This is a genomic window from Gracilibacillus ureilyticus (genome assembly GCF_900111195.1).
In the GTDB taxonomy this organism is placed as follows: domain Bacteria; phylum Bacillota; class Bacilli; order Bacillales; family Amphibacillaceae; genus Gracilibacillus; species Gracilibacillus ureilyticus.
Genome location: NZ_FOGL01000003.1, coordinates 229,000 through 250,793, shown reverse-complemented (window position 1 = coordinate 250,793; position 21,794 = coordinate 229,000). Strand labels below are relative to the sequence as shown.

26 protein-coding genes are annotated in these 21,794 nt (G+C 37.2%); 6 read left to right on the top strand and 20 right to left on the bottom strand.

Annotation, left to right across the window (positions count from 1 at the left end; translation table 11 throughout):
* Positions 1-88: 88 nt before the first annotated feature.
* Both BMW36_RS05585 and BMW36_RS05580 read left to right on the top strand, forming a co-directional pair.
* Positions 89-850, top strand: coding sequence for a rhomboid family intramembrane serine protease (locus tag BMW36_RS05585; RefSeq protein WP_089739874.1), 762 nt, complete (start codon positions 89-91; stop codon positions 848-850).
* Between the two features lie 18 nt (positions 851-868).
* Positions 869-1,306 (top strand): hypothetical protein, encoded by a 438-nt coding sequence (locus BMW36_RS05580; protein ID WP_089739873.1) that lies wholly within the window; start codon positions 869-871, stop codon positions 1,304-1,306.
* A gap of 25 nt (positions 1,307-1,331) precedes the next feature.
* Here the strand turns inward: BMW36_RS05580 and cshA are convergent, their stop codons facing one another.
* The gene (gene cshA / locus BMW36_RS05575) at positions 1,332-2,804 is read right to left on the bottom strand and encodes a degradosome RNA helicase CshA (protein ID WP_089739872.1); all 1,473 of its coding nucleotides are present in this window, start codon (positions 2,802-2,804) and stop codon (positions 1,332-1,334) included.
* A gap of 535 nt (positions 2,805-3,339) precedes the next feature.
* Between cshA and BMW36_RS05570 the strand changes: the two genes are divergently transcribed.
* Complete coding sequence (locus BMW36_RS05570; RefSeq protein ID WP_089739871.1) at positions 3,340-4,242, top strand: DMT family transporter; 903 nt, start codon at positions 3,340-3,342, stop codon at positions 4,240-4,242.
* Here the strand turns inward: BMW36_RS05570 and BMW36_RS05565 are convergent.
* From BMW36_RS05565 to BMW36_RS05525, 9 genes are all read right to left on the bottom strand, one after another.
* Complete coding sequence (locus tag BMW36_RS05565; protein ID WP_089739870.1) at positions 4,239-4,967, bottom strand: alpha/beta hydrolase; 729 nt, start codon at positions 4,965-4,967, stop codon at positions 4,239-4,241. The genes BMW36_RS05570 and BMW36_RS05565 overlap by 4 nt on opposite strands.
* Positions 4,968-5,065: 98 nt before the next feature.
* The gene (locus BMW36_RS05560) at positions 5,066-5,389 is read right to left on the bottom strand and encodes a YppG family protein (protein ID WP_175480360.1); all 324 of its coding nucleotides are present in this window, start codon (positions 5,387-5,389) and stop codon (positions 5,066-5,068) included.
* Between the two features lie 73 nt (positions 5,390-5,462).
* Positions 5,463-5,699 carry a glutaredoxin family protein gene (locus BMW36_RS05555; protein WP_089739868.1) on the bottom strand — a complete coding sequence of 79 codons (237 nt, stop codon included), beginning with the start codon at positions 5,697-5,699 and terminating at the stop codon, positions 5,463-5,465.
* 56 nt (positions 5,700-5,755) lie between these two features.
* Positions 5,756-6,232: a MarR family winged helix-turn-helix transcriptional regulator gene (locus tag BMW36_RS05550; RefSeq protein ID WP_089739867.1), complete on the bottom strand. Its 477-nt coding sequence runs from the start codon at positions 6,230-6,232 to the stop codon at positions 5,756-5,758.
* Between the two features lie 73 nt (positions 6,233-6,305).
* Positions 6,306-7,703 carry a hypothetical protein gene (locus BMW36_RS05545; RefSeq protein WP_089739866.1) on the bottom strand — a complete coding sequence of 466 codons (1,398 nt, stop codon included), beginning with the start codon at positions 7,701-7,703 and terminating at the stop codon, positions 6,306-6,308.
* Complete coding sequence (locus tag BMW36_RS05540; RefSeq protein ID WP_089739865.1) at positions 7,700-8,392, bottom strand: ABC transporter ATP-binding protein; 693 nt, start codon at positions 8,390-8,392, stop codon at positions 7,700-7,702. The genes BMW36_RS05545 and BMW36_RS05540 overlap by 4 nt, the downstream gene beginning before the upstream one ends.
* Before the next feature lie 130 nt (positions 8,393-8,522).
* Complete coding sequence (locus BMW36_RS05535) at positions 8,523-8,843, bottom strand: thioredoxin family protein (protein ID WP_089739863.1); 321 nt, start codon at positions 8,841-8,843, stop codon at positions 8,523-8,525.
* Positions 8,844-8,931: 88 nt separating this feature from the next.
* Positions 8,932-9,744: a DUF368 domain-containing protein gene (locus tag BMW36_RS05530; protein WP_089739861.1), complete on the bottom strand. Its 813-nt coding sequence runs from the start codon at positions 9,742-9,744 to the stop codon at positions 8,932-8,934.
* Between the two features lie 16 nt (positions 9,745-9,760).
* Positions 9,761-10,936, bottom strand: coding sequence for a CapA family protein (locus BMW36_RS05525; protein WP_245711594.1), 1,176 nt, complete (start codon positions 10,934-10,936; stop codon positions 9,761-9,763).
* Positions 10,937-11,039: 103 nt separating this feature from the next.
* Between BMW36_RS05525 and BMW36_RS05520 the strand changes: the two genes are divergently transcribed.
* A complete protein-coding gene (locus BMW36_RS05520; protein ID WP_089739857.1) occupies positions 11,040-11,240 on the top strand; it encodes an ABC transporter permease family protein in 201 nt (66 codons plus the stop codon).
* A gap of 93 nt (positions 11,241-11,333) precedes the next feature.
* Here the strand turns inward: BMW36_RS05520 and BMW36_RS05515 are convergent, their stop codons facing one another.
* From BMW36_RS05515 to BMW36_RS05485, 7 genes are all read right to left on the bottom strand, one after another.
* A complete protein-coding gene (locus BMW36_RS05515) occupies positions 11,334-11,978 on the bottom strand; it encodes a hypothetical protein (RefSeq protein ID WP_089739855.1) in 645 nt (214 codons plus the stop codon).
* Positions 11,979-12,049: 71 nt separating this feature from the next.
* A complete protein-coding gene (locus BMW36_RS05510) occupies positions 12,050-12,505 on the bottom strand; it encodes a GNAT family N-acetyltransferase (protein WP_089739853.1) in 456 nt (151 codons plus the stop codon).
* Positions 12,506-12,526: 21 nt separating this feature from the next.
* Positions 12,527-12,724, bottom strand: coding sequence for a DUF3951 domain-containing protein (locus BMW36_RS05505; protein ID WP_089739851.1), 198 nt, complete (start codon positions 12,722-12,724; stop codon positions 12,527-12,529).
* A gap of 20 nt (positions 12,725-12,744) precedes the next feature.
* A complete protein-coding gene (locus tag BMW36_RS05500) occupies positions 12,745-13,023 on the bottom strand; it encodes a YkvA family protein (protein ID WP_089739849.1) in 279 nt (92 codons plus the stop codon).
* Between the two features lie 116 nt (positions 13,024-13,139).
* Complete coding sequence (gene typA, locus BMW36_RS05495) at positions 13,140-14,969, bottom strand: translational GTPase TypA (RefSeq protein ID WP_089739847.1); 1,830 nt, start codon at positions 14,967-14,969, stop codon at positions 13,140-13,142.
* Positions 14,970-15,057: 88 nt separating this feature from the next.
* Positions 15,058-16,395: a sensor histidine kinase gene (locus tag BMW36_RS05490; protein WP_089739845.1), complete on the bottom strand. Its 1,338-nt coding sequence runs from the start codon at positions 16,393-16,395 to the stop codon at positions 15,058-15,060.
* On the bottom strand, positions 16,392-17,084 hold the full coding sequence (locus tag BMW36_RS05485) for a response regulator transcription factor (protein ID WP_089739843.1): 693 nt from the start codon (positions 17,082-17,084) through the stop codon (positions 16,392-16,394). Before BMW36_RS05485 ends, BMW36_RS05490 begins: the two co-directional genes overlap by 4 nt.
* A gap of 190 nt (positions 17,085-17,274) precedes the next feature.
* On the opposite strand from BMW36_RS05485, the gene BMW36_RS05480 reads away from it, so the two are divergent.
* On the top strand, positions 17,275-18,522 hold the full coding sequence (locus tag BMW36_RS05480; RefSeq protein ID WP_089739841.1) for a S1C family serine protease: 1,248 nt from the start codon (positions 17,275-17,277) through the stop codon (positions 18,520-18,522).
* Between the two features lie 226 nt (positions 18,523-18,748).
* Here the strand turns inward: BMW36_RS05480 and BMW36_RS05475 are convergent, their stop codons facing one another.
* On the bottom strand, positions 18,749-19,099 hold the full coding sequence (locus tag BMW36_RS05475; RefSeq protein WP_175480359.1) for a TraR/DksA C4-type zinc finger protein: 351 nt from the start codon (positions 19,097-19,099) through the stop codon (positions 18,749-18,751).
* Between the two features lie 104 nt (positions 19,100-19,203).
* Between BMW36_RS05475 and BMW36_RS05470 the strand changes: the two genes are divergently transcribed.
* The gene (locus tag BMW36_RS05470) at positions 19,204-20,073 is read left to right on the top strand and encodes an NAD(P)-dependent oxidoreductase (RefSeq protein ID WP_089739837.1); all 870 of its coding nucleotides are present in this window, start codon (positions 19,204-19,206) and stop codon (positions 20,071-20,073) included.
* A gap of 36 nt (positions 20,074-20,109) precedes the next feature.
* On the opposite strand, the gene BMW36_RS05465 is transcribed toward BMW36_RS05470, so the two are convergent.
* Complete coding sequence (locus tag BMW36_RS05465) at positions 20,110-20,436, bottom strand: YolD-like family protein (protein ID WP_089739835.1); 327 nt, start codon at positions 20,434-20,436, stop codon at positions 20,110-20,112.
* On the bottom strand, positions 20,429-21,682 hold the full coding sequence (locus BMW36_RS05460) for a DNA polymerase IV (RefSeq protein WP_089739905.1): 1,254 nt from the start codon (positions 21,680-21,682) through the stop codon (positions 20,429-20,431). Before BMW36_RS05460 ends, BMW36_RS05465 begins: the two co-directional genes overlap by 8 nt.
* Between the last annotated feature and the right edge of the window lie 112 nt (positions 21,683-21,794).

The window sequence follows — 21,794 nt, the reverse complement described above, 5'->3', positions numbered from 1 at the left end:
GAATACGCTAAATTAAGATCAGCAGTTCCGATGATTGAGGTAAATGTGATAATATATAGATATCTATAATCAATGAGGGAAGTGTTCTATGTTTACTCGAACAGAGAGTTTCAAAGATTTTCTCAGGTTTTACCCGGTTACATCTGTAATTGTTGGTCTTCAAATAGCCATCTGGCTTATTAGTATTTTATTCGGATCATTGGGAAATTACATTTATCAGATCGGAATTGGATTTAACTATTTAATATTACAAGGAGAGTATTGGCGTCTTCTCACATCCATCTTCCTGCATGCCGGTACAGGACATATTTTATTTAACGCATTTTCGACCGTCCTGTTCGCTCCCGCACTTGAACAAATGTTAGGAAAAGGGAAGTTCCTGTTCTCCTATTTATTCGCAGGGGTTGCTGCCAATGTCTTGACATTAGTTGCAATACCAGACATGCCCAATCCTTATGTTGGTGCTTCAGGAGCGATCTACGGGTTGTTTGGCCTCTATTTATTTATGGTACTCTTTGAGAAAAAATTAATCGATCCAGGCAGCGCAAGACTGATTACTATTATTATAATTATTGGTCTTGTTATGACGTTTATTAATCCCGGCATCAATATTACCGGTCATTTATTTGGATTTATTGCCGGTATTGCTCTTGGTCCGATTGTTTTACGTAATGTGAAGCCTTTTTCACCTTACCGGAACAAAAGAAAGCCAAGGCCGGAAGGAGAGATTGGGTTTGATCCAAATCGCTGGAATAAGAAAAGATACCGTTACAGTAAATACATTAAACCAGTAATCACCATCATTTTTGTAGTTTTAGTTTTATTAGGGATTCTTTCCTCACTCATTTAATCATTCAGGGGGTTTATTATGTTACCAGTATTAGCTTTTACTATTGCAGGAATCATTGCAGGAATAGGAATATTAGTTAATTTCAAACATCTGATGAGAAAAATCATACAAAGAATTGAGCAAAATAACTTTGATTTACAAAGTGTTCAGAAGGACCAATCGAAGTATTTTATCTTCGTGGCACTCGTAGAAGCAATACCTATTCTCCTTATCGTTTTAGGTTTTGCGACGATGGAAGACAGCACTGTTACATTTGCTTCTAAATTAATTGCCTTCATTATAATTATTGGTGTCATGATTTTCGCTATAGCCCAGATTTGGTCAGTTAACCAGGAGGTACCAAGGGAGAAAATATCCAGCACAGAGAAAAACCTGATTAGGACAACTATTTTCATTGGCCTTGCAACTATTTATGCAATTCCAATAATATCTATTATCGGAATAATTATAATATAAAAAAAACCGGGGATCCCGGTTTTTTTTAACGTCCTTGTTTATTATTGTTTGATCGTTTGTTTTGGAATTTACGGTTGCGTCCGCCTTGTTTCCCTTTGCGTCCGTTAAATCCACCGCGTTTGTTATCATTTCGGAAGTTTTTCTTTCCGCCGCTCTTGTTCTTCATTGCCTGTTTAACACTAACAGGCTGTACAGAACTTAACGTAACCGGAGTCTGACGTCGTTCTTTCGTTAACATCTTTAACGCTGCAGATACGATCGTTACAGAATCATATTCTTCCAGTAATTCATTAGCTGTCTCACGATAATCAGCCAATTCTTTCTTCTCAATTGTTCTAACTAATTTTTGTACAGTCAATTGCTGTTGTCCACGTTTAGCTTCATCAAAGCTAGGTGGAGTCATTCTCTTCATTTTACTTTTGGTTGTTTTTTCAATTAAGTGTAAATGTGGTGTCTCTCTTGGTGTAATGAATGAAATAGCTTCTCCCATTTTACCAGCACGGCCTGTACGTCCAATCCGGTGTACATAACTTTCCGGATCCTGCGGAATATCGAAATTGTACACATGTGTTACCCCAGAAATATCTAATCCACGGGCAGCTACATCTGTTGCAACTAAAATTTCGATTCGGCCGAATTTAAATTTATTCAATACAGATGTACGCTTTCCTTGCGTTAAATCCCCATGAATACCTTCAGCTCTGAAGCCGCGCGCCTGCAAACCTTCGGTTAACTCATCAACACGCTTCTTCGTACGTCCGAAAATAATTGCAAGTTCAGGTACATGAACATCTAATAAGTTGGTTAATGTATCGAATTTCTGTTTTTCATGCACTTCAATAAAATACTGATCAATATTTGATACAGTCATTTCTTTAGATTTTACTTTTACTTCTTCCGGGTCTTTCATTAATGTAGCTGCAATATTACGTATTTCCTTAGGCATGGTTGCAGAGAATAATAATGTTTGTCGTTCATCCGGAATTGCCTTTAAAATGTCACGGATATCATCAATAAATCCCATGTTTAACATTTCATCAGCTTCATCAAGGACAGCAATTTTCACATCATCTACACGAATTGTACGACGACGCAAATGATCAAGTAAACGTCCAGGTGTTGCTACAACAATATGCGGGCGGTCTTTTAATGCCCTGATTTGACGTTCCATATGCTGTCCGCCATAAACAGGTAAAGTTTTTACACCCTTAATTTTCCCTAATTTGTGCAACTCTTCTGATACTTGAATAGCAAGCTCCCGAGTTGGTGCAACAACTAAACCTTGGATTTTACGGTCATTATTATCAATCTGTTCAAGCATTGGAATACCGAATGCAGCAGTTTTCCCAGTCCCTGTTTGTGCTTGTCCGATAACGTCCTTGCCCTGAATACCTAACGGGATTGTTTGAGCCTGAATAGGTGTCGCCTCTTCAAATCCCATTTTCTCTAATGCTTTCATAATTGATGCTGAAATACCTAATTCATTAAAATTTGTCACTATTATGTTCTACTCCTTTTTTTCTGAAAATCTCATCTATTATCATTTTTTCATTTTATAGTTAGTTTACCCAATTTTTCATTGATCCTATCGGAAAATATAAAGGTTTTTAAAGGAAGATATAAATTATCCTAATCATCCTGATTTATCAGTAATCTCTACACTATCAAAAAGTATATATTAATTGGAAGATAGTATAACGGAACTAAGGCTTACTGCTAATACTTGCCGACAAGCCATGTTATCTAACAGAAGTTTTCACTGTGTGGCGAATTTGTGAAAGTAATTGTGTGAATAACACAATTATTATTTATGGGATGTTGCAATGAAAAAAGCCTTCCTCCACATTCATCCGGAAGAGGCTTATAAATGACCAATCAATGGATTATTATATCATAACACACTCTTCTGTTTAATTCTATATAAAATTTTCCTCATTTTCAAATATTAATAAAGTTTACATGCTAATTTTTTTTAAATTCTTATAAATACTGTATACTAACAATAAATCAGTTTAGTTTTGGTAGGTGAAAAAGTGAAAAGTAATCGACTTTATCCGTATTTAGCTATTGTTATCGGCGTTATCGCAGTATCATCTGCTGCAATACTTGTGAAACTAGCTTCTAATGTCCCTGCTGCAATTATTGCTAATTACCGTTTACTTTTTGCAGCAATTCTTATGCTTCCATTTGTTTTTATAAAAAGAGCGGAGCTCCAAAACCTTAAGCGTCAAGACTGGATTACCACTGCCATTGCAGGCGTCTGCTTAGCCATTCATTTTATTGTTTGGTTTGAATCATTAAATTATACATCTGTCGCCAGTTCAGTTGTTATCGTCACATTACAGCCAATATTTGCATTTATCGGCACATATTTATTTTTCAAAGAGAGATTCTCTTCAGGGACTGTCATCAGCATGCTTATTACGATATTTGGAAGCATGATTATTGCCTGGGGAGACTTCCAACTTTCCAGTAAAGCACTTTACGGAGATTTCCTTGCACTGCTAGGAGCTCTGTTCATTACAGTCTACTTCCTGCTGGGACAAGGTGCAAGAAAGAAATTATCGATGACCACATATACGTGTGTCGCGTACTTAAGCGGCAGTATCACTTTAATTATCTACAATATCATTGTTGGAAATTCATTTATTGGCTATAACGGGGATGAATGGATCATCTTTATTTTCATCGCAATAATCCCTACTATTTTTGGGCTTAATCTGCTCAACTGGGCATTAAAATGGGTTAGCACTTCCATCATTTCAATGGGGATTGTTTTTGAACCTGTCGGCGCGGCAATTCTCGCATATTTTATACTTGGTGAACATGTCTCATGGTCGCAATGGCTCGGGGGAATGATTGTAATCTCCGGATTGCTGCTTTTTATCGCCAGTACAAGGAGAAAAAGAAAAATGAAGGTAACCATTACGCCTTAGCCATTTCCAGCTAAGGCTTTTTTATTAGCAGAACCTGTCAAAAATTGATACACTGCATTAATTACTATATCTTTGTCTTCTCCTAAACATATTAAATGTTTTGAATCATGAAAATAGATAATTTGCGCATCGACAGGGATTTCTTTATCTAAATAATGGACAGCTTTAAATGGGACCATTCCATCCTGGATTCCTTGGGCGATAAAAACTGGACAATTTATTTCCTTTAAGTATGGCTTAGTAAATTTCATACATTTCAAAAATTCCATTGTTGCTCTTACTGGAACTGATCCGTATTTCCCCATATAATGCTGGAAGAGTGGATCTGTTTTCAATTTTCTTCTTACAGCTTTCTGGCCGAAACTAAGCAAATCAAGGGTCATCCGCGGTATGCTTATGTATCTCCGGGATGTAGAGAGGAGAACCAGTTTCTCACAGCCATATTTTGCTGCTAAATAGGCAGAAATCATTCCACCCATTGAGAACCCAATAATATAAATCCGGTCATGCCTTTTCTGCAATTGCTGGAATTCTTCTTCACATTTATTTATCCAGTCCTTGTGCGTTACAGTTGATAAATCTAATTCACGGCCAGATCCCAGGCCATGCCCTGGTAGTTTTGGTGTAACTATCTCCCAGTCTGTAGCATCTTCTAAATGCTCCGCTAATGGCAATACTTCATATGGACCACCAGTGAATCCATGTATTACAAGGCATCCGGGCATTGTATCGCCTCCTTTTTCTAAAAGTGTACCCTTATCGTATATTGCTTACTCCATAGAAATATCCCTGTCCGTAAAGACAAGGATGAACAACTGACATTTTATGCTTTGAATGACTTTACAATATTGCTCACATTTTTAAACAGTGGTGATACTTGCTGATATGTCGATGCTAATTGATTAACTGTCTGAAAAACTTTATCAAAATCCATTTCACCGTCTTTTGTCTGAAAATAGCTGATGAATGAATTCGCCTGTTTACCAAAAGGTGGTGTCATTGTTTGATTCTGCTGATAATGAGGTAACGGCAAATTAGGCTTTTGATAATACTGAAATGGCGTCATCGGAACACTTTGCTGTGGATATGGCTGTTGCATGTTCGGATATTGATAAGGTTGCCTTGAATGCGGTCTCCAGTCTTGCATACATAACCCCTCCATTTCTATGCACATGGTATACTACTATAGGCTATGCATAAAAAGAGAAGGTTGTGCTGGTTTATAATCCTAAAACATCAGATAACTGATCTTCCTGAAAACCTAAAATCCAGTTGCCATATGCCTTAACGACAGGTGTCACATATACATTCTCTTCCTGTATTTCTTTTAAATATGATTTGTTTCTAGACGTGTTTTTTGATATATATTTAACATTTTTTTTATCTAAAAAATGAAGTAGATCATCACATTCTTTACAATTACTGCTTATATATACCTGTACTTCTCGCTGATTCATCGGTGTCCCTCCTAGCGGCGTTATACCTACTAAGATATACCCATATCCATTATTTTTTAAACATTATTTTTTCGTGACAATTCATTGGCATGCAACCCTAACTTTTTCAATAATTCTATCGCCGACTTCTTTTCCTCTTCAGATAAGCCAGCAGTAATTGCTTCAATTTGCTTCCAGTGTTCAGGGAATATTTCATTTAAGAGCTTTTCACCCTCTTCAGTTATCGAAGCGAAAGTTATCCGTCGATCTTTATCATATGGTGTTCTTTTTACATAGCCTTTTTTCTCCAGTTTATCAACAACATATGTAATGCTGCCACTTGCTAATAAAATTTTATTGCCAATTTTCTGTAATGGCTGTTCTCCTTGATGGTATAACAATTCTAATACACCAAAATCTGTTGTATTTAGCCCGTAACTTCTAATATCATCTGCCACTTGATCAGCAACCGCTCGATAAGCTTTTGATAAAACAACAAACAATTTAAGCGAAGGGTCTTGTTTTTTCTTTGAGTATAACGCTCGATCGTTCATCCCTTTCATCCTCTCCACTTTATCTCTATGCACGTATTATAGGGAATCTAAATTATCACGTCAATCAAAGTTTTTACATTTTTTTCTTTTTCCATATATGGAAATAATAAATGAGTAAAAACAATGCATAAATTGACGCTAAAGGTATAAAAAAACTCAACAAAATCATTACATAGCTTACCATTCCAATTAACCAGTTATGGCAGGGAGTATGGTACTGCCTTTGATCCAATTTATTAATAGATATCTCTAGTTCTAAATGTAATAATACATATATTGTAATTAAATACTGCACAAGTTGAACCATTACGGTTACAGAGAAACCTCCGTGAAAAATTAATAAACCAGCAGCAACTGTACTTACCAAGCCTAAAATTGGGTACATTCTATATAGAAATGCGCGTTTCATTACATCCATATCCCACGGCAGGCTATGTACTATCTTTTGTTTGAAACCAGCATTAAAGTAACTTGCGGTAATCTTATTGAAGCCAAATACCGATATAATCATGGAAAATCCATGAAGCCAAATATTTTGAAAACTCAATACTACCAGGCAAAGAATTATAACTGTTATTGCCTGAATGAAATGTTCCTTTTCTTCAGCAAGACTTACTTTCCACAATTTCCTGTATATTATCGTATCATGCTGGTAGGGAAAAGGCCTTTTCCTTTTTTCTGAACGGAATAATTGTTGCAATAAAGGTTTATTCTCTTGTTTAATACCCATTTTACTCATCTGATTAACAAAAAACATATTCCAGACTTTTGTATCACTTTCCTGTATGACGCGCATCCAGTCAACCACCGATAAATGTTTTTGCCATAACAAACAATTAATAAGGATGAGCAATACAATCGTACCGATAATAAAATACCAGGAAACTGACCAGAACAAGAAGCGAATTGCAAGGACAAATAACATTGCAATAATGTAGGCAAAAACCCTCCTCCATGGGTTTAACTGAAATAAATACCATTGTGGCAAAATTAATAGTATCGTAACAACCATTGCTAAGCCGATCCATTTCAAAAGAAATATTTCCGTAATGGGTGTAAATAATATTAAAGAAAACAAGATTAATATAAATATGACGGTATTTTTAATAATTGTTTCGATAAAAGTGATCAGCCATACATGTTTTTTCAAATATGGCAATGTTATCATTTTGAATTCTGCACTTGTAAACAATATTCCGGGATGATAAAAAGAAAGAATGATCGCCCGAAGGAAAAGTCCGGCAATAAAAATATGTATATATTGTCCAAGGGTAGTTTCCATTTCCAAAAACCACGGTTGTAATTGTTTAAGCTCGTCATAAATGATAAATAATCCAATAAAGATAAAAAAACTGAGATAAATGGAAATGGTTCGATCAATGGCGACACCAAATGCTAGCTTATATAGTTTTTTCTTCTTTTTCCTTCTGTTTTTACGGATAAACCGAACAAGCTCCCAGGTTCTTCTCATTCGGTTGTCCTCCTCGTTAACTTTTCAAAGCTTTTCATATCACCATGTTCGATAAGTTCCCCTTTATGGAGCATTAAATACTTGTCAGCAAGATCCTCCACTCTTTCCAGCTGATGGGAGGTAAGTAATATGCTTGTCCCGCTATTTGCCTTATTCTTTATTAACCTTTCTAAATCATTTGCTGCATGGATATCCAAACCCATAAATGGTTCATCAATTAACAGTAAAGCAACTTCCGGCAACAATGCACAAATTGTTTGTACCTTCTGTCTCATCCCTTTGGACAATGATTCAGGATATTCGTTTAACTTATCGTTAATCTCAAACAATTTTGTCAGATGTTCGACCTTCTCCATTAATTCCTGTTCATCCAATCCATAACTTTGCCCATATAATTGAAAGTGCTGCATTGCAGTTAATTCCGATAATAAAAAAGGTTCTTCCGGTATGTATGCAATCTGCTTTTTATATGCAAGGAAAGATTCATCCTGATTGATGCTATTAATCGATATGGAGCCATCCCTCTTTTCCTGCCAGCCCATTATTGTCTTCATTATCGTCGATTTCCCTGCGCCATTATGTCCGATTAATGCAACAATATACCCTTTTCCCAGCGAGAAGCTGACATCCTTCAGAATCGTGTTCTCTCCAATGTTTACACAAACATCTTGAAATTGTAATGTATCCAAAACTTCCCCTCCTTTTCTTTATACGTTTTACATGTCCAAAAGGTTCCCTTAATAACAGCACTAATATCTGCAATAGATGGAGAGTCTTATTAATCAGAAAAGGCTGCCTCAGATGAGACAGCCTTTTTCATTAACCTAATTGTTGTTGAAGAAATTCTAATACGTCGTCTGGTGTTTTTGTATAGGCACTGTGGCGATGGGCAATCTTTTCTCCATTTTGGAAGATTAACAAGCTTGGGATACCCATCACCTCAAACTTTTGTGCTAGACCTTCGATTTCATCACTATTTACTTCATACCAGTTGTATTCATTGTATTGTTCTAAAATGTCACCAATGAACATGTCCATCCGTTTACAATCAGGGCACCAATCTGCAAAGAATTTAATAATAACCGGTTTATCTGATTGGATAATTTCATTAAATTGTTCTTCCGTTTTAATTGCTTCCATCTATTCATACCCCTTTTTACCGTTTTGATAAAGTGAGACTTTTGATAAAAATCTATCACTGTTTTGTACAATTAGCAAATTTTCTGTTTTAACGGTATTCAATTCTGCCAAGAAAATAGGCAAAAAGCAATCCACCAGCGAATGTTATAATACTGACAACTGTTTCTGTTACGTTTGCTGGCCAACCAGGGAAAATCACGAAAACAGATCCAATTACCATACCAATTACAAAAGCATAAGTTACTAATGGAAAATGCTTTAACAAGTAATGGATCAGCTTGCTCATTAATAATATTCCCAGTAATATTCCTACACCTGCTGTCAAGATCACAGTAATATTCAGATCCTTAATTGCACTGATAATCGTGGTATAGGATCCAATTACATAAAGCAAAAACGATCCGCTGATTCCCGGTAAAATCATTGCAGCACTCGCAATGAAGCCTGAACCTAAAATCCATAAATAAGTCATTGAAGTGAAATCCGTAACTGGTTCTGGTTCACCACTCTGGAAGAATACCATCGAACCAACGATCGCCATACCAATCAGTATAAATACATAATGATTTACCTTGAAATTCTTCTTCGCCTCAGATTGATTAAATAAAAAAGGCAAAACACCAATGATTAAGCCGAGAAAAGCAAATTGGGTTGGTCCTGGATGGTGTTCAAACAGCCATTCAATCAATCCCGCTAGTAGAAACACTGCTGTTAAAATCCCTACTCCTAAAGGGATCAAAAATAGTAAGTGCTTTTTAAAGTCTTTACTGAACAATCCGTTAATTGCTTCGATTAAACGGTCATATATGCCCAATACAACAGCAATTGTTCCCCCACTCACCCCTGGTACTACATCACTAGCTCCCATAATCATTCCCCGGTAAATGTTTTTCCATTCCATATAATGAATTTCTCCTCTACTTTTTTATAACTTCTAATTCTGGTAACCATATAGTCAAGTGATCTTCTATTTCATTGAAAAGTTCGTCTTCTCCGGCCAATTTGCTGTCTGATCTTTCACTAAGCGGAATCACAGAGAAATTCTTCATCCTGCCATCCAGTAAGTCATAGTTAACAAACGTTGGAAGAAATGAAGGATGAAGCACTTGAACAAATTCCTCATTACCTTTCACCGTTTTTTCTATTTCAAATTGAAAAATGCCGCCAATACGACGATAAAGTTGATCCTGCCCAGATAGGAAATTGCCTAATGAATATGCAACTAATGTACGGTCACCATTATTCCCCTCTATCCATTCAATTGGTTGCAATACATGGGGATGGTGGCCAATGACGACATCTACGCCTATATCTGCAGAAAATTGAGCTAAGTCTTTCTGGGCATTATTCGGATATCGTTCATACTCATCTCCAAAGTGATAACTTGTAATAACAATATCTGCAAGTGTCCTAGCTTTAGTGACATCTTTTTTAATTTGCTGACGATCAATGATGTTAACCAAGTAGTCCTTTCCTTCTGGAATCTCCATTCCATTCGTTCCATAAGTGTAACTTAAAAATGCAACAGATATCTGCTCATCCGTTTCAATTACCCGTATTCGTTCTTTATCTTCCTTACTCTTATAACTCCCTGTATATTCCATTCCGATCTTTTCATAATAACTTATCGCATTTTGAATCGCAACTTCCCCACGATCTAATGTATGGTTATTTGCCAGTGTTAAAACATCTATCCCTGCGTCTTTTAAATTATCCGCTAATTCCAACGGGCTGTTAAACTTAGGGTAACTTGACAAACCTATAGCTGATCCCCCTGTTATTGTTTCCTGATTGGCTATAGTGATCGCCGGTTCCTCTAAATATTGCTGAACTTCTTCCAACATTGGCAAAAAATTGTATCCTTTATCTGTTTTTGCTTCATTATACACTCTGTCATGAATCAACAGGTCCCCTACTGCAGCAATGTGAATAGAATGTATTTCCTGTGTAAGTGATTCGATTAAATTGCCCGTTTCATTTTTCTCATCCCCATTAATTTGCTTTAGCTGATGATCAGCTTCATTAGGCACTTCATTTGAACAGCCTGTGATCAGTAAAACAATCAAGCAACTAATTAAAAGCCGGATACGCACAGTCGTCATACCCTTTCTGTTTTTCTATAAAATTTATAAATCTATTATATTTTACCATAAGTGTATTATTAACTTTCAAAAAAAGATGAAGTAGTTTTGCTATTTGATTCATCAGTATATTAGAATTATTAGTGGTGCACTTGGTGAAGAGCTTCCGGAAAGATTTCAGTATTCTTCGATACCATTGTCACTTGTTGTTATATCAACAGTAATATGTTTAATTGTTACCATTCTCTCCGGATTGAAACCGGCAGGACGCGCTACACAAATTGATGTCCTGAAAACGATGCGGCGTGAAATCTAAATTATTTGAAACTTTTCTTGTTAGAATTCGTAAAGAGATTACCCCTTTTTTAAAATATAAATTCAGATATGCAAGCATGGGAAGGAAGACTTTCTATGCTTGTTTGTCTAACTCAAAATGCTGAACAACATGTTTTATCAATGCATCCAGCGGGTGAAAAACATCTTTTCCGGATTTTCGGGCACCATTTACCATGGATAATTGGGCAACAGAAATATGCTCACTGTCACTGTATTTCTCCAGATAGCTCACAATCGCATGATTATAAGCATCCTTTTCTCCATTCATAATGAATTGAAAACTATTTTCGATTAACCGTGCCTCAACCTTAACTGTTCTGCTCCATTTATCCGCATATTGGAAAAGTCTGTTCATTGTGCCGCTAACCGTTGCAGGATTACTAAAAAGTAATGTTTGTGGTTCAGAATTTTTACAAATCTGCTCAAAAAATGGTTCATCTATTTTAATAATTGGGGTTGCTGTTTCGTAGTCTGTCTCATCTAATAATGCTATATAATTTGTACAGGTAATTAATATTGCATCTACCTGACAGGATTCTATCCAATTCAGTTGCTGTTCCACTTTTTCTGCTATATGAACATTCGGACCGGAATCCATATGATACATTAATCCTGGATCGACAAAATGAACCATTTTGACGTTGTATGGAGTTAACTCGCCCTCTATGTACTCAATATTGGAATGATGGGCATGAAGACAGCCGATTCGTATCATCATTATTCACCCTTACTATTTTTTATCAATTCGACAAACACTTTATTAATGCTTAAATTTTCAAACACACACATCTATTTCAATTCTTTCGATAACCGTATCATGTCAGTACATTGAATCCCATTTTCAAAGATGTCTTCTTCATAATTTCTCAGGAAAAAGTCTTTTTCAATGCCTGTGATACGAAAACCAACCTTCTGATAGAAATATAGTTGCATGATACTGGAATTTCCTGTTCCCACTTCTATTTTTCTGTATCCTTGATTTCTCGCCCTCTTAATAGCATCGAATACTAATCGTTTTCCAATTCCTCTTCCTTGCATTTCTTCTTTAACTGCAATATTCATCAGTTCCACTGATCCCTGTTTAGCTGCTGATAAAACATAGATACCAATTATTTGATCATCGGCTTCTGTAATATAACAATCTCCCTGCTGGACATAATTCATTACATTATCTTTTGATGGGTCTGCCAGTAGAAGCAGTTCAAACGGGATCTCTTCATTATGCTCTAGTCTTCGGATTTTCAAAATAATTTTCCCCTTAATGCTTTATTTCTTAACCCCTTGATCCTCATCTTCTGCGATTACTTCCTGTTCTTCATGAAATTCAATCTCTGTTTGTCCTGTTATTTCTTCAAAAGGTGTATAGAATGGTGTGACATTTTTCTTTTGAACAAACACTTTATAAGCACCCGTTAACACTAATATAATAACCGCAAGAGAAAAGCCGAGTGTTAAAATGAACATAACTTAAATCTCCTTTTCCATTATTTTATATTGATATCATATTTATCTTTAATGGACGGTGGAGCCATTTTTACGATCTGTTGCAAAATAATTGTTGCTAACATAATATCATCAAGAATACCAAAAAACAGCAGGAAATCCGGAATAGCATCAAACGGGAAGATAGCATATGCCGCAATCAATAAAACGGATGCTAATTTTTTCGATATTGTTACATCTTTTGAAAAGAAAAATTCTTTGAAGAAAGGAATTGATTTATGAAATTTAAAGATGAATTTTAAACGTCGCCAAAATCGCATTTACATTCCTCATTTCGACTATTTTCTTTCATTCTGATACTAAAGAAATACCCTTGAATATGATAGAAAAAACCAGCGGTATGTGTGAGTATCCGCTGGTTTTTAAAATGTAAATATTAATTTGGTTTCTTCTTAGCTGCTTTTTCACGTTCATTTTTGTTAAGGATTTTCTTACGCAAACGGATGGATTCCGGCGTTACCTCACAATATTCATCTTCATTTAAATATTGGATCGCTTCTTCCAGTGACATTTTGCGCGTTTTACGAATAGTAGATGTCTGGTCCTTGTTTGCTGACCTTACGTTTGTTAGGTGTTTTTCTTTCGTAATATTAACCGTTAAATCATTTTCACGGTTATGCTCGCCAACAATCATTCCGGCATATACTTCAGTACCTGGATCGACGAAAATGATCCCGCGATCTTCTAAGTTCATAATTCCATATGTGGAAGCTTTCCCATTCTCCAGTGAAACAAGAACACCTTCTCGTCTACCGCCAACTTGTCCTTTTGCAAATGGTGCATATTCTTCAAATGTATGGTTAATGATGCCATACCCTCTTGTTTGTGTCATAAATTCTGTCGCATATCCAATTAATCCCCGGGAAGGAACCTTGAACTCCATTCTTACCTGGCCATTTCCGTGATTCACCATATCAATCATTTCACCTTTACGAGCACCAAGTGATTCCATAACAGGACCTGTGTAATCTTCAGGCACATCAATCTGAACGCGTTCAACAGGTTCACATTTCACACCATCAATTTCTTTTATGATTACTTCCGGTTTGGATAATTGAATCTCATATCCTTCACGGCGCATGTTTTCAACTAAAATAGAAAGGTGAAGCTCTCCACGACCAGAAACAATCCATGCATCTGGTGAAGAAGTTGGATCAACACGTAAACTTACATCTGTCTCTAATTGAGATAGCAAACGCTCTTCAATTTTACGTGATGTAATATGCTTTCCTTCTCTTCCGGCAAATGGACTGTTGTTTACAACAAATGTCATTTGAAGTGTCGGTTCATCAATACGTAAAATCGGTAAAGCTTCCTGGTGTTCTGTCGGACAGACTGTTTCACCAACGTTAATGTCCTCCATACCGGCAACAGCAATAATGTCACCTGCTTTTGCCTCTTGAATTTCCACACGTTTCAATCCAATAAAACCGAATAATTTAGAAACACGGAAATTTTTAACAGACCCGTCGGTTTTCATTAAAGAGACTTGCTGACCTACTTTAATTGTTCCTCTGAAAACACGTCCAACACCAATACGTCCTAAATAGTCATTGTAATCAAGTAATGTGACTTGAAATTGCAACGGCTCTTCTTGATTATCAACAGGTGCAGGAATATGTTCGATAATCGTTTCGAAGATCGGTTCCATTGTTTCCTCTTGGGTTTCCGGTTCATAGCTTGATGTACCATTTAACGCAGAAGCATAAACAACCGGGAATTCTAACTGGTCATCATCTGCACCTAATTCGATAAATAAATCGAGCACTTCATCAATAACTTCTCCTGGTCGTGCATTCGGCCGATCAATTTTATTCAAAACAACAACAGGATGCAGTTTTTGTTCTAATGCTTTTTTCAATACAAACCGTGTCTGAGGCATACATCCTTCATATGCATCAACTACTAAAAGTACCCCATCTACCATTTTCATGATACGTTCAACTTCTCCACCAAAGTCAGCGTGCCCTGGTGTGTCGAGAATATTAATATGCTTATCTTTATAGTTAATCGCTGTATTCTTCGCTAAAATTGTAATACCGCGTTCTTTCTCAATATCATTTGAATCCATAGCTCGTTCATCAACTTGTTCATTTTCACGGAATGTCCCTGATTGATGAAGTAACTGGTCAACTAGTGTCGTTTTACCGTGGTCAACGTGGGCAATAATCGCAATATTGCGGATGTCTTCTCTCAATTGCGTCATGTGTATTTTCTCTCCTTAATTTTAAAGACGTACTGTTTAACAACTTATTGATTATATCACAAATGTTCATTAATACTACAGTTTTTTCTCATTTTTTAACAAATTTCAAACAAAAAACTGCCCCGCCATCATCATGATTGTTAGCTGTAATGGTTCCGCCAGACCGCTCTACAATGGCACGCGCTATTGCTAAACCTAACCCTGTTTCTCCACTGTTACCCTTAACAAACCTGTGAAATAATTTCGTTAGGAGTTCTTCCTCAATACCTTCCCCATCATCCTTTATTTCTATATATACCTGTTTATTCTTCTCATAAACAGAAATCTCCACCTTAGTTCGTGAGTGTCTAATAGCATTTGCCACAATATTCATTACGGCTTGAAGCATTTTTTCATAATCAAATGTTAGCGTATGATTTTCCAGTCTGTTTAATTCAATTTCTACTCCTTTTTCATTAGCAATTGGAATTGCTCTCGCCATTACCTGATCAAGGAATTCTTTTAGTTCAATTTTTTCTTCTTCATATATATTCGCTTCACTGTCCAGTTTAGCCAGTAAAATAATTTCATTAATGATTTTCTTCAATCGCTTAATTTCTTCCACCATTACATTTAATCCTCTGTCTGCATCTTCGCCTTCGAAAATACCATCCCGAATTCCTTCTGCATACCCCTGAATGGTCATTAATGGTGTTTTTAATTCGTGGCTTGCATTTTGAAAAAACTGGCGCTGTGATTGTATAAAACTATTTAATTCATTCGCCATTTCCACAACACTTTGCTCCACCTCTTTTATTTCACCAGTTGCTTTAATTTCTTCCATTTCATCAAATTTCCTTCGCTCAATTTTCTTTAACTGATGTCTTAATTTAGTAAGTGGTGTAACAAGTTTTGTTGTTAAATAATGACTTAGCAGCACTGCAACAGCAATGCCGATAAAGAAAATTAGCATTAACCTGCCTATAAGGCTCTCCCGTACCTCCTGCAAGTCATCGAGCGGAGTTAAAAGCACGAGATGCTGTGTGGAAAATCCCGAATATATAGGAAGAATAGAAACTACATACTTCTCATCACCAGCTTGCCATAACGGCTGGTTAGTGGCATTCATATCATACCGTTCCACCCAGCTTTCCAATGTTTGGATGTCGATGGAAGTAAATATTATCTGGTCTGTGTTCTCGTCATACGCAAAAACTTGCAAATTGTATGCCTTTAGCATTTCCAGTAACCTTTTTGCATTATACGTATCATTCAGATTTTCGGATAAAATAAAATTTACTATTAGTTCTCCTTTATCTTCCAATTGCCTTTGTTCATCTTTGATTAACATTTGCAGCATCTGTGAGTAAATAGTTACTCCTGAGATCATCATAATAATGACGAGTAATGTTGTAAAAGCTATTGTTAGTTGATACTGTAATTTCATGATTTCTCCTCATCAATATGAAGCCGATAGCCGTATCCCCAAACCGTTTCCACTGGAAGCCCATCAAGCTTTTTCCGCAGTCGTTTAACTAAATCATCAACCGCACGGTCACTTCCGAAATAATCATCCCCCCAAATAATAGTAAGTAATTCTTCCCTTGAAAATGCACGGTTCGGCTGTTTTGCGAAAATCTCCAGCATATCAAATTCTTTTGTAGTAACATCAATCTCTTCATCTTTCCAAAAGACCTGCCTCGCCGCCTGATCCATTTTTAACTGGTCGATCTCCAGCACATCCTGTTTCGTTTTACTCATGACCGGCTGTGCCTCCGCCCTTTTAAAGAGTCGCTTTACCCGTGCAACCAGTTCCCTCGGACTGAAGGGTTTAGTTAAATAATCATCACTTCCAAGTTCCAGGCCCAGTATCTTGTCCACTTCCTCATCTTTCGCTGAAATAATGATTATCGGCACTTCACTTACCTGCCTGATTTTTTTGCATAATTCATAACCATCCATACCTGGTAACATGATATCTAAAATCCACATATCCGGCTGCTGGCTCTGTGCATTGTCCCAAGCTTCTTCCGCTCTTTCAGTTAGTGTTACCTGGTATCCTTCCTTTTTCAAATATGCCTGTACAATATTACGAATATTCGGATCATCTTCTACTAAGTAAATATGCTGATTCATCTATAGAATGCCACCTTTCATTGTTGCATTTATTCTTATTTTCGCATAATTCCAGAAAAAAATTAAGCAGAGAATGAAAGGTATGCAATCTTACACAATTTTTCTACAATTATCCCATTATTGTTCCGTAAGTAATGACTACAATATAAGTAGATCAGAAATATAAACAACCGAAAGGATGGGGACATAAATGAATGAAGAAAGAGATATGCAATCATACAACAATTCCAATGAACAAAAGAACAAGGAGAAGAAAGATAAACATCTCGGCGGTATGCTGTTAAGCGGGGTTGCCGGCGGATTAGTTGTCGCTTTATTTAGTGGGGGGATCTTCTTATCCGTATTAGATGAGGATAGCCAAACGGCAGGGACTGAACAAGTTACTGAAGAAACTTCACAGGACGTTGCTCAATCGAGCGACGAAGTAATTCCAACAACAAATGTTGTGAATGATGAAGCGAATTCTTTAAGTGAGGCAATTAGCAATGTATCAGATGCAGTAGTTGGTATTTCAAATATACAGCAAGTGAATTTATGGGAGGAGTCTTCTGACGCTGCCGGAACAGGATCTGGGGTGGTTTACAAAAAAGAAGGAGACTATGCTTACGTCGTTACAAACAATCACGTTGTAGAAGGAGCGCAGGAAGTAGAGGTTGTCTTAACAAATGGCGAGCATGTCCAGGCACAGGTATTAGGGACAGATGCTTTAACCGATTTAGCTGTACTGCGCATCTCCAGTGAGCAAATAACAACTGTTGCAAATTTAGGAACTTCCGAAAACCTGACTGTTGGAGATACTGCTATCGCGATCGGTAATCCATTGGGTACAGAATTCGCAGGATCTGTTACAAGAGGAATCATCAGCGGGCTTGATCGCGCAGTTGATGTAGATTTAAATAGTGACGGTATGCCTGACTGGACTACAGAAGTTATTCAGACAGATGCAGCTATTAATCCTGGTAACAGTGGTGGTGCGTTAATTAATGCCAAAGGCGAAGTTATCGGAATTAACTCAATGAAAATAGCTTTGGAAGCTGTTGAAGGAATTGGCTTTGCTATTCCGATCGATGACGCTAAACCAATTATTGAACAATTAGAAACAGGTGAGGAAGTCCAGCGCCCATTTATCGGAATTAGTGCAGTAGATTTGGAAACTGTTCCAGCAAGACACAAACAAGAAACATTGAGATTAGATGAATCAGTTGAAAACGGCATTGTTATTGCGGATGTGGAAGTTGGTTCTCCTGCTGAAGTTGCCGGACTGCAACGCTATGATGTTGTAACCAAAATAAATGATCAAGAGATTGAGTCAATGCTTGCCCTTAAGTCATATCTGTATCGCCAGACAAATATCGGCGATGAAGTGACGGTTACATTCTATCGTGACGGAGAAGAACAAACGACAACATTAACACTTAGTGAGCAGAGTGGAATCTAATATCAAGTGAGTGAGTAAGCTTTTACCCCTATCGAACTTTGTCTGAATCAGACTTAATTTGATAGGGGTAATTTTAACTTTTTCTATTTTCCTAATTTAGGGAAAATGGTAATTTGTTATTCGAACCCGATAAGCCTTTCAACCATAAAAGAGACGATTCCACAGTCGACTGTTGACTTATGGAATCATCCCTTCTTTTAATAATCTCCCCTGTATCTCCATCTCTCTAATTCCGTCTTTCTGCATGTTGAATACAATACCTTGTTGTCGGTACCGCCAGCAGCCGTTCTTCCTCGATCTGCTTTCCACATTCTACACATAAATGATATGTCCCTTCATCCATTGCCTCTAATGCCCGGTTTATTTCTTCTAACTCCTGCTCCCTGTAGCTTTCCAATGTAAAATCTCGTTCTCGTTCATATAATTCTGTTCCTAAATCTGCCGGATGGTTATTAAAAGTGGTAAGTTCCCCAACTTCCTCATCAAGAGCTAGTGCTGATTCCTCATTTTTTTGGATGATTTCCTCTTTTCTCTCTGTAAGAATATTTCTGCATCGATCAATTATCTCTTGGTCCATTTTGTCTTCCTCCTTTTTCAACTCTATTCCCATTTAGGTAGAATTAAAACAAAATGACACCCTTCTTTATTTTTGCTAAAGTAAGTTAAAAGGAGTGATTGTGTATGTCAAAAACGATTGGATTTATTGGCACAGGGGTAATGGGCAGCAGTATGGCACAAAACTTAATCAATCACGGTTATGAGGTTCATGTCCATACGAGAACAAAGGAAAAAGCTGATAACCTGTTAAACCATGGCGCTATTTGGGAAGAAAGTATTGCTCAATTAGCGAAGAAATCGGAAGTAATTATTACGATTGTTGGTTATCCAAGTGATGTCGAGCAGGTTTTTCTCGATACGGATGGAGTTATTGAAAATGCCAGACCTGGAAGTTTTCTAATTGATATGACAACTTCTGATCCGCTACTGGCAGAAAGGATCCATCAATCAGCAAAGGAAAGACAACTTCGGGCACTGGACGCCCCTGTATCTGGCGGCGACATTGGGGCAAAAAGCGGAAAGCTTTCGATCATGGTTGGCGGGACAAATGATGACTTTCAGGAAATGCTTCCTATTTTAAAGTGTATGGGCGAAAATATTATCCACCAAGGTCCTGCTGGTGCAGGGCAACATACAAAAATGGCAAATCAAATAACGATTGCATCTAATATGCTCGGTGTTTCGGAAGCCCTCATGTATGCCAAAAAGGCAGGTTTAGATCCAGCTCGTGTATTGGAAAGTATTTCTTCTGGCGCTGCCGGAAGCTGGTCACTAAGTAATTTAGCTCCACGGATGATTAAAAAAGATTATGCACCAGGGTTTTATATTAAACATTTTATTAAAGACATGAAGGTCGCTCTCCAGTCTGCTAAAAATATGGGCTTAACTACCCCGGGGCTTGAACTGTCTTTAAAATTATATGAGGAATTAGCAGAAAATGGTGAAGAGGATAGCGGAACACAGGCTTTGATTAAATGGTTTGAACAAAATTGATAAAGGGAGCGTCATTATAAGAATGGCGCTTCCCTGCTAACTTTCTACTGTCCAAATATTTTCTAACGGAATGGTAATACGTTCTAAGTCCGCGTTCTCGACGCGAATGGTTTGATTATAACGATCAATACGAATGATGGCAACATGGTCAGTTTTATAGTGATTTTGATTATAGTAGGTAATTGCCACTTTTTTCTTTAAGAAAAAAGATTCGGCAAGGATTTGTGCATTTTCCTCCAATTGCTGTTCATCAATCTCTTTCTTTGCTTCTGTTTCGTCTTCCTGCCACATGTCTCTTAATATCTTTACATGCTCGGGCAGCATCAGGGATGCCCATTTAATGCTTCCTCTATCATTATGCATAATGCCCACCTATCTTTTTACTCCGTTCTAATGTGATTCCTTGCTCTGTATAACTGCTTGCCCGTAAGATTGCTGTCGAGCCGTATTTATCACGAATCGCATCCATTACATAGCCGATATTACTTTTACGCTGGTCTTCAAATAACGATAATTGGATGCCGGCATCTCGACTTAAATTCGTTAATGATACAGATGCACGCCTTATTTCACTGTACCCATCATAAAATGTATGAAACAGTTGCATACAAACCTGATGCATCGCCATTGTTATATTTGTCGGTGCATCAATGGACATGGAACGGCTAAACCCTCCTCCTACCTCTTTGGAATAACCAATCGACAGATGAATTGTCCGGCCATACATTTCGTCTTTCCGTGCTCGCCTGCATGCTTCTTCACATAATTCCAGCAACACTGTCGGAATTTCTGCTCCTTTATAGTCTCTTAACAAGGTGATCCCATGCCCGTATCCTTTTTGTTCTGCTTTGGTGAAATCCCCTTCTACTGGACTTAAGTCAATTCCCCATGCGTGCCAGTATAACTGTTCTCCAATTACTCCAAACCGTTTTTTTAATTGCTCCAGCGGGTGATTAGCAAGCTGGCCTAACGAGAATATTCCCATTCGATTTAAATGTTTTCTCAACCGGCTCCCTACCCCCCATATTTTCCCTATTTCGATCGGCCATAACAATTTCTCAATATCTTCATAACGGCATTCCGCTATTCCACTTGTCGCTTTTTTGGCATGAATATCCATTACGACTTTTGCTAAAAATTTATTCTCTCCAATCCCTATTGCACAAGGGATGCCAAACTGGTCCAATATTCTTTGCTGGATCATTTCAGCAGCTTCAACGGGAGATCCATATAATCTTTCTGTTCCATCAAGTGTTACCCATAATTCATCTACAGAATATACGTGAATCGCTTCTTTTGGAACAATGGTTTTTATCATCTTAGTGATGGCAAGACTGACTTTTAAATACATTCCCATCCGTGCTGGTGCAATAATAATGTCAGGGTCATCCGGTAATTCAAAAAAACGGCTGACATTACTGACACGGTAAGTTTTCTTCAAAGCTGGTGAGGCTGCTAACACAATACTGCCTGACCGATTCGGATCTCCAACTACTGCAAGCATCGCCTTCATCGGATCTATTCCTCTATCTACACACTCGACACTTGCATAAAATGACCGCATATCGATACAAAGGACATTATGTCTGGGATATACTGAATAATCCAATGTTACACCCTCCTCAAACAAGAACACCTGTTCTAAGTATACCACAGAACATTCGTTTGTATACATGTAAATTTATCCTTAGCTAAATAGAACTTCCCAAAATAAAAAGTTC